Source organism: Anaerovorax sp. IOR16 (genome assembly GCF_017168145.1).
Classification (GTDB): Bacteria; Bacillota; Clostridia; order Peptostreptococcales; family Anaerovoracaceae; genus IOR16.
In genome coordinates, this window is record NZ_JADQTL010000010.1 from 571,668 (window position 1) to 583,490 (window position 11,823).

An 11,823-nucleotide genomic window follows, 5' to 3' on the forward strand; every position below is an offset into this window, starting at 1 on the left:
AGATGCCAGTTAGAATGATGTCCGTTGAGGACGCGATAGACCTGTTGAGAAACAAGTTAAGCAAAGCAGAGGATATGATTATTATAGATGTGCGAGACGGTGAACTATACAAGCCAAACGAACAATCAAACATGACGTTTGGAGACTTGATTGAGTGGGTTGCTAGAGATACCGCAGTTGTACTGATAAGGGAGTGATTAACTTGATTGTATTAAAAAAGCACCCACGGAATTGCCGTTCCAGTAGGGTGCACAGATAATTATACAACTTAAAAATAACATTAGAAGGGAGATTTGTCAATGTCAATTAAAATAAACAAACTAGAAATAGAAAATGTGAAGAGAGTAAAGGCTGTTGCTATTGAGCCTACAACCAACGGCTTAACTGTAATTGGTGGTAAAAATGGTCAAGGAAAAACCTCTGTTTTGGATTCTATCGCTTGGGGATTGGGTGGTGAAAAATATCGTCCAAGCCAAGCACAGCGTGAAGGCTCTGTGCTTCCTCCTAATCTACATATTGTAATGTCAAATGGTCTTGTCGTGGAGCGCAAAGGTAAGAATAGCGATTTAAAAGTTATAGACCCAAACGGTAAGAAATGCGGTCAGCAGCTTCTTAATGAATTTATAGAGCAACTTGCCTTAGATCTTCCGAAATTTATGCAGGCATCCAACAAGGAAAAGGCCAATACTTTACTACAGATTATTGGAGTTGGGAGACAGCTTGCTGAATTGGAACAACAGGAAAAAGAGTTATATAATCGTCGTCTTGCTATTGGTCAGATTGCGGATCAAAAAAAGAAGTTTGCGAAGGAACAACTATATTATCCGGATGCACCAAAGGAACCTATTTCTGCTTCGGAGTTAATTAGACAGCAGCAGGATATATTGGCTAGAAACGGAGAGAACCAAAGAAAAAGAGAAAATATATCATTTCTAGAAAATAAAGCGCAAAACATTAGAGATAAGATTGTAGAGCTTCATAACCTATTGGATCAGTGGATTGAAAAAGAAAATGAAGTTAATGCTGAATTAGAAATTGCCAGGAAGTCCGCTCTTGATTTGCATGATGAATCCACCGAGGAACTAGAAAACAATATCAACAATATTGAAGCAATCAACCGGAAGGTAAGAGCAAACCTTGATAAAGATAAGGCTGAGCAGGACGCTCAAGAGCATGAGAATCAATATAACACCTTAACTGGAGAAATTAACGATGTTCGGCAGAAGAAAATTGATCTATTAAGGGGTGCTGAGCTTCCACTACCGGGTTTATCTGTGGAAGACGGGGAACTTACATATAACGGATATCAGTGGGACAACATGTCAGGCTCTGATCAGCTGAAAGTATCAACGGCCATTGTAAGAAAGCTTAATCCAAATTGTGGCTTTGTCCTCTTGGACAAGCTGGAGCAAATGGATATTGATACGCTGCATGAATTTGGGGCTTGGCTTGAGTCTGAAGGACTACAAGCTATTGCAACTAGAGTAAGTACTGGAGAAGAATGCTCAATCATAATCGAAGATGGGTATGTAGCCAAAACGGAGGCGGCGGTAGAATCGGCTCCATCATGGAAAGCAGGTGAATTTTAATGGAAAAAGATATTTTGATTATCAAAAAAGAAAGCTTTAGTAATGAAGATTATATGAAGCCTTTGAAGGTTTCAACAGAACTTCATTCTCAAGTTAAAAGCATTGCGGATGAAGCAAATCAACCAATCAGTAAGATTTCATGCATGCTTATTGAATTTGCTTTAGCACATGTAAAAATAGAGGATTAAAAGTAAAGGAGGGTAAACGTTAATGCAGATTATAACAGGGAAAATGAAAAAGGCAAAAAAAGTGGTGGTTTATGGTCCTGAAGGAATTGGTAAATCCACTTTTGCTAGTAAATTTCCACAAGCATTATTTATTGATACAGAAGGCAGTACCGCTGATATGGATGTTTCAAGGACACCAAAAGCAAACAGTTGGACCATGTTAAAACAACAGATTAATGAGATTAAGTCAAAAAGACTTTGTGAAACATTAATTATTGATACTATTGATTGGGCTGAGCAAATGTGTGTCGAAGATATCCTTGCGAAACATCAAAAGTCGGGAATTGAGGATTTTGGATATGGGAATGGTTATGTTTACGTAAGGGAAGAATTTGGACGATTTTTAAATCTACTTCAAGAAGTAGTTGACAGTGGTATTAATGTTGTTCTTACAGCCCATGCTCAGATGAGGAAATTTGAACAACCCGATGAACTTGGGGCCTATGACAGGTATGAGTTAAAGCTTGGTAAAAAAACAAGTTCACAAACTTCACCATTAGTTAAAGAATGGGCTGATGCACTTTTGTTTTGCAATTATAAAACATATTCGGTAGCAGTAGACAAGGATGGGAAAAAACATAAAGCGCAAGGTGGAAAACGTGTTATGTACACGTCTCATCATCCTTGTTGGGACGCTAAAAATCGTTGGGAACTTCCAGAAGAAGTGCCATTTGAATATGCGTCAATTGCTCACTGTATTCCATTAAGAAATAATTCTATTAATACACCTAATGTAGAAGAAGGTCCTGTATATTGGCACCAAAAGGAATTGAGATACGTATTTGAGGCAAAACCAGATGAAGAGATTCCAGATTACACTCAATGCGTACAAATCACAAAAGAAGAGTATGACCAACTTAAAAAAGAATATGAAAAGCTAGAAAATAAGCCGGAGCAATTCCATGATACTTCTAAGGTGGGTAAAACAGAAACAAGGCTTCCTGCAAAATTATCGGAGTTAATGTTAGAAAACAAAGTAACTTACGAAGAAATACAAGAAGCAGTAGCAAGTAGAGGTTACTACACAATTGATACACCGATTGAAAATTACGACATTCAATTTATCGATGGCGTATTGGTAGGAGCATGGCCGCAAGTATTTGAAATGATAAAAGAAAATCGTTTAAATGATGATACGCCATTTTAATTTATAAGAAGGAGATTTAAAAATGACAAATAATAATAATTTACCTGAAGGATTTTATGAAGATAATGATCGTGAACTTGGTTGGGATGATGAAATTCAAAATGATGGACCTGATTTTGTGTTATTACCGGAAGGTGACTATGATTTTGAAGTTGTAACTTTTGAGCGTGCGAGACACAGCGGGAGTGAAAAACTTCCGCCGTGCAATAAGGCAGTTGTTCATATTAAAGTAACTGGAAAAGAAGGCAGTACCACAATCAAACATAATTTATTCCTACATACAAAAACAGAGGGAATGCTTTGCGCATTCTTTGCAGGGATAGGTCAACGCAAGAAGGGTGAAAAGCTTTCTATGAATTGGAATTCGGTACCGGGTTCAAAAGGAAGATGCAAGATTGGTATTAGAAAATGGAAAAATAAAGACAGCGGAGAAGAGTATTCTTCTAACGAGATTAAGAAATTTTATGAACCTGCTGAAAAATCGCCCACTCAGCAAGCAACATTTCAACCAGGGACATTTTAATGGAGCTTAGACCTTATCAGAACGAAGCCAGAGAAGCAGTACATAACGAGTGGGCGAACGGCAACAGAATAACTCTTTTAGTGCTGCCTACTGGATGTGGAAAAACAATAGTATTTAGTAAGATTATTGAAGATCAAGTGAAAGCAGGTGAGCGGGCTTTGGTGCTTGCTCACCGGGGAGAACTTCTTGATCAAGCAGCAGATAAATTAGTAAAATCTACAGGGCTCATGTGTGCAACTGAAAAAGCAGAAGAAAGTTGTCTTGGAAGCTGGTTTAGAGTAGTTGTTGGATCTGTGCAATCTCTAATGAGAGAAAAGAGGCTAAGGCAATTTCCAAAAGACTATTTTGACACAATCATTGTAGATGAGGCACACCATGTACTTTCTGATAGCTATCAACGAGTTTTAAATCATTTTGATGCAAAGGTACTAGGAGTAACAGCAACGCCCGATAGAGGCGATATGAAAAACCTAGGCCAATATTTTCAATCTCTTGCTTACGAGTATACATTACCAAAAGCAATTAAAGAGGGATATCTAGCTCCTATTAAAGCACAGACAATTCCATTAAAGTTAGACCTTACTGGAGTAGGAATGCAATCGGGGGATTTTAAAGCAGGGGATGTTGGAACTGCATTGGATCCTTATCTATATCAGATAGCCGATGAAATGGCGAAATATTGTATGGATCGTAAAACCGTTGTATTTCTGCCTCTTATTAAGACTAGTCAGAAATTTACTCAAATATTAAATTCAAAAGGATTTTCTGCAACAGAAGTAAATGGTGACAGTAAGGACAGAGCGGAGATACTTGAAAACTTTGATGTAGGCAAATACAACGTATTATGCAATTCTATGCTTTTAACAGAAGGATGGGATTGTCCAAGCGTTGACTGTATCGTAGTTTTAAGACCAACAAAAGTACGCAGTCTTTATTGTCAGATGGTAGGTCGTGGTACGAGATTACATCCGGGAAAAGATAATTTATTACTTCTAGATTTCCTGTGGCATACAGAAAGACATGAGCTTTGTCATCCGGCAAGCTTAATTTGTGAAAATGAAGAAGTAGCTAAGAAAATGACAGAGAATATTGAAAAAGCTGGATGTCCTGTTGATATTGAAGAAGCTGAAAAACAAGCAGCAGAAGATGTAGTAGCTCAGCGCGAGGAAGCTTTGGCCAAAAAACTTCAAGAAATGAAAAATAGAAAGAGAAAGCTTGTTGATCCACTTCAATTTGAAATGAGTATACAAGCTGAAGACTTAGCTAATTATGTACCAGCGTTTGGATGGGAAATGAGTCCACCTTCTGACAAACAAATCAAAACGCTTGGAAAACTCGGAATTTTACCCGATGAAATTGAAAATGCGGGTAAGGCTGCAAAAATTCTTGACCGCCTTGATAAACGCAGAACAGAAGGGTTAACTACTCCAAAGCAGATTAGATTTTTAGAAGGAAGAGGTTTTCAGCACGTTGGTGTATGGCCATTTGACCACGCAAAGAATCTTATTGACCGTATTGCAGCTAATGGATGGCGAGTACCCCATGACATTAATCCTTATGAATATAAACCAGAGGTAAGCATATGGTAACAAAATACGATAATGATAATTTACTTGAAATATTAAATCATATTAACCCGGCAGATCTTGATTATCAAGAATGGATAAATGTAGGTATGGGGTTGAAGGAGGCGGGATATACCGCCTCTGATTGGGATAATTGGAGTTGTAGAGATGTGCACCGATACCATAAAGGAGAATGCTTTCGTAAATGGGAAAGTTTCCGAGGTACTCCAAATCCCATTACAGCAGGTACCATTGTACAGATGGCACTTGATCATGGCTGGCAACCAGAGAAAGATTCCGGTCACGAATTAGATTGGAACGATATTATAGGAACAAAAGAAGAACTTGTAGCAGTAGATAAAAATTGGATTGAAGGTAGAGATATTATTGAACCGGAAAAATGGAATCCAGTTAATGATCTCGTTCGGTATCTGGAAATCTTATTTGAAGCATCTGAAAATGTTGGTTATGTAACTGATAGCTGGGAAAAAGACGGAAAATACTTTCCATCTAAGGGGTGTTGCGACCGAACTGCTGGGCAGCTTATTGAACAATTAAATAAGTGCAATGGAGATATTGGAGCGGTTCTTGGTGATTATAAGTCAGAAGTAGGTGCATGGATAAGATTTAATCCTCTTGATGGAAAAGGCGTAAAAAATGAGAATGTAACGGATTATAGGTACGCTCTTGTGGAATCAGATAATCTTGAATTAGACAAGCAAAATGCCATAATTCGTGAATTGGAATTACCGGTGGCTTGCCTTGTCTACAGTGGAGGGAAAAGTATTCATGCAATCGTAAGAACAGACGCAGCAAATTATGATGAGTATCGTAAACGTGTAGATTACCTTTATAATGTTTGTCAAAAAAATGGGCTTAAAATTGATACACAAAATAGGAATCCTTCTCGTTTATCCAGGATGCCTGGAGTTACAAGAAATGAGCATAAGCAATTCCTTATCGATACCAACATTGGTAAGGAAACTTGGAACGAATGGTACGAATGGATTGAAGGAGTTAATGATGATTTACCGGAGCCGGAAAGTATGGAGTCGGTATGGGACAATTTACCTCAATTGTCGCCACCTCTTATCAATAATGTATTGCGCCAAGGTCACAAGATGCTGCTTGCTGGTCCATCCAAAGCGGGAAAGTCATACGCACTTATTGAGCTTACAATAGGGATTGCAGAAGGAAAGCAATGGTTAAGCTGGAAATGTACGCAAGGTAAAGTTATGTACGTAAATCTTGAATTGGATAGAGCAAGTTGTCTGCATAGATTTAAGGACGTGTATGAAGCTTTAAAATGGGAGCCTGATAACCTGTCTAACATCGATATTTGGAATCTAAGAGGTAAATCCATTCCAATGGATAAACTGGCTCCAAAACTAATAAGAAGAGCGCAGAAAAAGGACTACATAGCAATAATTATAGATCCAATTTACAAGGTTATTACCGGGGATGAGAACAGCGCTGATCAGATGGCTCATTTCTGTAATCAGTTTGATAGAGTTTGTACGGAGTTAGGCTGTGCGGTGATTTATTGCCATCATCATAGTAAAGGTACACAAGGGCAAAAAAGAAGCATGGATAGAGCTTCGGGATCCGGAGTATTTGCGCGAGATCCAGATGCCCTGCTTGACCTTATTGAACTAGATTTAACTGAGGATCTACTAAAACAGGAAGAAAATAAAGCGGTTTGTGCGGTTTGTATTGATTATCTGGACAGGTTTTCTAACACATGGGAAGAGCATGTGTCACAAGACGATATGTGCTCAGAAAAGGCAATGATTTTAGCCTGTGACAAGTATCTTGTGGGGGATCAACATAAAGGTCTTAATGATGCGATTTCACAAGCTAGAAAGACCGTCAAACAACGTACTGCATGGAGAATTGACGGGACATTAAGAGAATTTCCAAAGTTCTCTCCAGTCAACTTATGGTTTGATTATCCAGTTCATCACATTGACATTATTGGTAGCTTAAAAGATGTGGAATTAGATAGTGTAAAAGCACCTTGGCAGCGGGCGATAGAAAAGAGAAAGCCGAAGGAAGTTAAGGAAAAAGAACGCAGAATGTCACTTGAAAATGCTTATGAAGCTTGCAGTATTAATGAGCAAATTACAGTACAAGACCTTGCAGAATACATGGGAGTAACTGAAAAAACTGTAAGAAATAGGATAAAAGAGCACGGAGGATTTTGGATTGACGGGGCAGAAGTGGGAAAGAAAAAAACGTAGATTTTCCCTTTCCCACAGAGAAAAAAACATGTTATTTTCTTTCCCAACTTTTTTCCCGAGGGAAGAAAAAAACACTATATATAAATATATAAATATTTTTCTTTCCCTCGCTCTGCTCGTCATGTGGGAAAGTAGTCGTGCGACAGCTTACGCACGACGACTCCTTCCCATTAACCATGACTAAAATAATTTTTCCTTCAAGAAAATAGAAATGTAAAATTATGGGATAAATGAAAATGATAAATTGTAAACACCAGTATGACTACTGGGAAGAGGAATGTTCTAAATGTGATGGGATGAAATCTTGTCAGGTAAGTCCCAAAACGCAAACTGAGTTCTTCCTTCCGATGAAACCACCAACTAAAACTCATCAGATGAAAAAGGTGAGAGTGGTAAATGGTAAGCCTGTTTTTTATGAGCCGCCTGAACTGGCAGCAGTTAGAGCAAAACTACAAGGGCATCTTTCTAAGCATGTACCGAAGAAAAAATATACTAATGCAGTTAGGCTAATCGTAAAGTGGTGCTTTCCAAAAGGGAAACACCCAGACGGTTCTTATAAGACGACTAAACCAGATACAGATAACCTGCAAAAGATGCTTAAGGATGTTATGACTGATTTGGGCTACTGGACGGATGATGCTCTAGTGGCATCAGAGATAGTTGAAAAGTTTTGGGCGGTACTACCAGGGATTTATATAAAGATTGAAGAACTATCGGAGGTAGAAAGATGATAGATAAAAGAAATGGATTCGGCTTATTTGTTCGATGCACCGGACAACCGAATTAAGTACATAGCGGACTATTATGGCTGTGAGAAGCAATCCAATAAAGCAATAGAAGAACTTAATGAACTTGCCGTTGCGATTGCACACTATCAAAAATATTGGGGTAGTGAGAAGCGAGAAAATCTTATTGAGGAAATTGCAGACGTTGAAATTATGATCGAGCAGATTAAGTATCTGCATGGTATTAATCAATCTGACATTGATGCAGTTAAAGAGTACAAGATACAGCGTACAATTGATAAGATAGGCGGTGCAAAATGAGCCACACAGAAATAAAGTCCGCTCTTTGGAACTATCACATAAAACGGCTGAAAAGGAAGCGTTTAGAGCGAATAAAAGAAGCTAGACGTATCGAATCAGAATTTAGAAGTTATAGAAACGAACGTGATTTAAGATTTATTAGAAATCAATTACATCAACAGAAAGGAGTAAGAGGTTTGCGGCCGCATTAAAGACGTCTTTACTCCAAAATGTATTATGAAAACAGAATTAATTAATGATAATTTTCAAAATTTCAAAAGGTATGGAATACCAAAGGCACAGCTAGTAATAGCGGATATACCGTATAATCTTGGGACCAACTTTTATGGCTCAAACCCTATGTGGTACAAAGGTGGAGACAATAAAAATGGAGAAAGTAAATTTGCTAAAAAGGCAGCATTTAACACTGACTATAATTTTAACATAGCTGAATATATGCACTTTTGTAGCAGACTCCTAAAACCGGAGCCGAAAGAAAAAGGAAAAGCACCAGCCATGATTGTGTTCTGTTCCTTCCAACAAATACCGATAGTTGAGGCATACGGTAAAAAGCATGGATTTAATAAAAGTTATCCAATATTTTTTATTAAAAAGTCGTCGGGGCAAGCCTTAAAAGCCAATATGCGAATAGTCGGAGCTACAGAGTATGCAGTAGTTTTATATCGTGACAAGTTACCGAAGTTTAACAACGGCAGACAAATAGGAGTAGACGGCAAGCCAATTAGAGGAACGGGAAAAATGATTTTAAATTGGTTCGAGTGGAAAAAAGACAATCCAAAAGTATACCCTAAAATTCATCCGACACAAAAGCCGGTGACAATATTGAAAGAACTAATTGAAATATTTACAGACGAGGGCGACGTTGTAATAGATCCGTGCGCTGGCAGTGCAACAACACTAAGGGCGTGCATGGAACTGAATAGAAATAGTTATGGCTTTGAAATATCGAAAGACTTCTACAACAAGGCTAAAAACGAAATGCTGTCAAATGTAGAAACATACGAGCAGATAAGCATGATTTAGGGAGAGGTGAGAAATTGGAACTAAATAAAATTTATTGCGGTGATAGTTTAACCGTATTAAAAACATTTCCGCCTCAATCTATAAATTGTTGTGTTACATCGCCGCCATATTACTGCTTACGTGATTATGGTGTGGACGGCCAAATCGGACTCGAAGAAACACCGGAAGAATACATAGATAGATTGGTAGAGGTATTTCGGGAAGTAAAAAGAATTCTTAAAGACGACGGCACATTGTGGCTAAATATTGCGGATAGTTACGCAGGGAGTGGTAAAGGCTCTGCAAATTACCCGGAAAATGCGGCCAAATATAAACAAGGTACCAATAAAGGGATGTTAGGTAAAAGCAAAGTGGTTTTAAAAACACCGGACGGACTCAAACCAAAAGACCTTATTGGTATTCCGTGGATGCTCGCATTTGCTCTTCGTGCGGATGGTTGGTATTTGCGCCAAGATATAATTTGGCATAAACCGAACTGTATGCCGGAGAGCGTTAAGGATAGATGTACAAAAGCACACGAGTATATATTTTTACTCAGTAAATCACGTCGTTATTACCACGATGCGGAAGCAATAAAAGAGCCTTGTGTTGGCACAAACAACCAATTACCTGCAGGTAGTAAAGGAACATTTAAACCGAACTCACGGTTACGACAGAAAGGTAACCGAAAAACATTTCGGGGTGGTGGAACTTATACGCAAGGAAATAGTTTTGAAAATAGTTCGTCAAAAGAAAATGAGACGCACGGCAATAAACCGAATCATGACGGACTAAGAAACAAGCGTAGTGTATGGACAGTAGCTACGGCGCAATTTAAAGAAGCTCACTTTGCTACATTTCCACCGGATTTAATCAAACCGTGCATACTGGCCGGATGTTCTGCAGGGGGAATAGTGATTGATCCATTTATAGGTTCCGGAACTGTTGGCCAAGTGGCTCTCGAAAATAACCGGAATTTCGTCGGAATTGATTTGAATCCCGATTATGTAGGATTATCAGAACGGCGTGTATCAAATGTGCAAATGGTGTTAGGGAGGTAACCAATGGAAAGATTGAATGAGAGAATCGAAAATTTAAAAAAGGGAATTGCTCAAACGAGTGGACCCGAAGAGATAAAAGTGTGCAAGGGATTTTTAAGTAGTGTACTCACATACATGGAAGAGTTATCACAACTAAAACAAGAAATAGACTCTGGTCTTCGTCCTCTGCTGCCGTGTAAACCGGGAGAACTGATTTATTTTATCGGACCGGACTGCGAAAACTGCAATGCAGTTACAGGATTGGATTGCTTCCCAAGGTGTAAAAAAGGTGAAGTTGTGCTAAGTGAGCCATTTATACCAGTAGAACATCTTGTTGGACTTGAATCAGATGACGGGCTTTATGCAACAAAAGAAGCTGCCGAAGCGGCGTTGAAGGAGCGTGATACCCAATGAAATCACCGTGCTATAACTGTGAGAATCGGCATTTAGGATGTCATATTACATGCGGTACATACAAATTATTCAAGGACAAAGTAAACACCGAGAAAGAGATAATCAGAGCCAGTAAGGTAGGACTGAATGAGAGTAGGAGTTATTACAGAGACAAGCGTGACCGGATAGAACGGAGGTCGTGAAATGATTAAAAAATGCCCTGTATGCGGTCTAAAATTTAACACAAGGCAAAACGGAGTGATATATTGTTCCACTGAATGCAAAATAAAGAATAGGCAGAAACGGGATAGAGAGAAGTGTAGTTCTAAGAAGCAGAAATCTAATTTAGTCGAATTAAATGCTCAGGCTCGTGAAATGGGGCTTACATATGGGAAACTGCAAGCTATGAAGTATGCACAGGAGCATAGATTGGAGGTGTAGCGTATTGACAAAAAGTGATTTGGAGCAAATTAAAGGGTTGAAAAGCGAAATCAAAGTTATCCAAGAGGACTTACAGAACCTACCCATGACTAAAGATAGTGTGACGGGTTCGATGGTGGATTATCCTTACATAAAGCGGACTATGGTTATTACGGGACTCGATGAAGACAAAGGGCATAGATTAAGGCGTAAATTGGAGCGTAAACTGGGTGAGTTGCAAGATACACTTTTCGAAATGGAGGATTGGCTTGATTCGGTTAGAGATGCAGAAATGAGGACGATATTGAGGCTTAAATGTAGAAACGGTATGACAAATAAGCAAATAGCTTCCGAGCTTGGCTATGACAAATCTACCATAACCAAGAAAATAAATAAAATTCTTGAAGAGAAGTAACTTTCAACCAATTCACCTTTTATTGGTGGTAAAATGTTAATAAGTCGAATAGGCTTAAACGAAAAGATAAGTCCATGAGACATCGTAGACTTTTCTCCTTACCTCCCGAAAGGGAGGGTTATGGCAGGGTAGAGTACTGGTAACTCACAAGCCTCATAAGCTTGGTTATATCGGTTCGAATCCGATTCCTGCATCCAAGGGACTACCGTTTATATG

At 38.6% G+C, this 11,823-nt stretch carries 14 protein-coding genes and 1 tRNA gene; all 15 read left to right on the forward strand.

Annotation, left to right across the window (positions count from 1 at the left end):
* Positions 1–2 precede the first annotated feature (2 nt).
* The 15 genes from I2490_RS13165 to I2490_RS13235 all read left to right on the forward strand — a co-directional run bounded on the left by I2490_RS13165 (position 3) and on the right by I2490_RS13235 (position 11,804).
* Positions 3–197: a hypothetical protein gene (locus I2490_RS13165; RefSeq protein WP_206460214.1), complete on the forward strand. Its 195-nt coding sequence runs from the start codon at positions 3–5 to the stop codon at positions 195–197.
* Between the two features lie 102 nt (positions 198–299).
* On the forward strand, positions 300–1,589 hold the full coding sequence (locus I2490_RS13170; RefSeq protein WP_206460215.1) for an AAA family ATPase: 1,290 nt from the start codon (positions 300–302) through the stop codon (positions 1,587–1,589).
* Positions 1,589–1,777, forward strand: coding sequence for a hypothetical protein (locus I2490_RS13175; protein WP_206460216.1), 189 nt, complete (start codon positions 1,589–1,591; stop codon positions 1,775–1,777). Before I2490_RS13170 ends, I2490_RS13175 begins: the two co-directional genes overlap by 1 nt.
* A gap of 22 nt (positions 1,778–1,799) precedes the next feature.
* Complete coding sequence (locus tag I2490_RS13180; protein WP_206460217.1) at positions 1,800–2,963, forward strand: ATP-binding protein; 1,164 nt, start codon at positions 1,800–1,802, stop codon at positions 2,961–2,963.
* A gap of 22 nt (positions 2,964–2,985) precedes the next feature.
* Positions 2,986–3,486, forward strand: coding sequence for a DUF669 domain-containing protein (locus I2490_RS13185; RefSeq protein WP_206460218.1), 501 nt, complete (start codon positions 2,986–2,988; stop codon positions 3,484–3,486).
* On the forward strand, positions 3,486–5,075 hold the full coding sequence (locus I2490_RS13190) for a DEAD/DEAH box helicase (protein ID WP_206460219.1): 1,590 nt from the start codon (positions 3,486–3,488) through the stop codon (positions 5,073–5,075). Before I2490_RS13185 ends, I2490_RS13190 begins: the two co-directional genes overlap by 1 nt.
* Positions 5,069–7,291 carry an AAA family ATPase gene (locus I2490_RS13195; protein WP_206460220.1) on the forward strand — a complete coding sequence of 741 codons (2,223 nt, stop codon included), beginning with the start codon at positions 5,069–5,071 and terminating at the stop codon, positions 7,289–7,291. Before I2490_RS13190 ends, I2490_RS13195 begins: the two co-directional genes overlap by 7 nt.
* 236 nt (positions 7,292–7,527) lie before the next feature.
* Complete coding sequence (locus I2490_RS13200; protein WP_330634655.1) at positions 7,528–8,022, forward strand: RusA family crossover junction endodeoxyribonuclease; 495 nt, start codon at positions 7,528–7,530, stop codon at positions 8,020–8,022.
* 12 nt (positions 8,023–8,034) lie between these two features.
* Complete coding sequence (locus I2490_RS13205) at positions 8,035–8,337, forward strand: hypothetical protein (RefSeq protein WP_206460221.1); 303 nt, start codon at positions 8,035–8,037, stop codon at positions 8,335–8,337.
* A gap of 216 nt (positions 8,338–8,553) precedes the next feature.
* Positions 8,554–9,360 (forward strand): DNA-methyltransferase, encoded by an 807-nt coding sequence (locus tag I2490_RS13210; RefSeq protein WP_206460222.1) that lies wholly within the window; start codon positions 8,554–8,556, stop codon positions 9,358–9,360.
* Positions 9,361–9,374: 14 nt separating this feature from the next.
* On the forward strand, positions 9,375–10,400 hold the full coding sequence (locus tag I2490_RS13215) for a DNA-methyltransferase (protein WP_209010616.1): 1,026 nt from the start codon (positions 9,375–9,377) through the stop codon (positions 10,398–10,400).
* A gap of 3 nt (positions 10,401–10,403) precedes the next feature.
* Complete coding sequence (locus I2490_RS13220) at positions 10,404–10,793, forward strand: hypothetical protein (RefSeq protein ID WP_206460223.1); 390 nt, start codon at positions 10,404–10,406, stop codon at positions 10,791–10,793.
* A gap of 183 nt (positions 10,794–10,976) precedes the next feature.
* A complete protein-coding gene (locus tag I2490_RS13225; protein WP_206460224.1) occupies positions 10,977–11,213 on the forward strand; it encodes a hypothetical protein in 237 nt (78 codons plus the stop codon).
* A 4-nt stretch (positions 11,214–11,217) separates the two neighbouring features.
* Complete coding sequence (locus I2490_RS13230; protein ID WP_206460225.1) at positions 11,218–11,607, forward strand: hypothetical protein; 390 nt, start codon at positions 11,218–11,220, stop codon at positions 11,605–11,607.
* 121 nt (positions 11,608–11,728) lie between these two features.
* Positions 11,729–11,804: transfer RNA gene (locus I2490_RS13235), tRNA-Met, on the forward strand.
* Positions 11,805–11,823 lie beyond the last annotated feature (19 nt).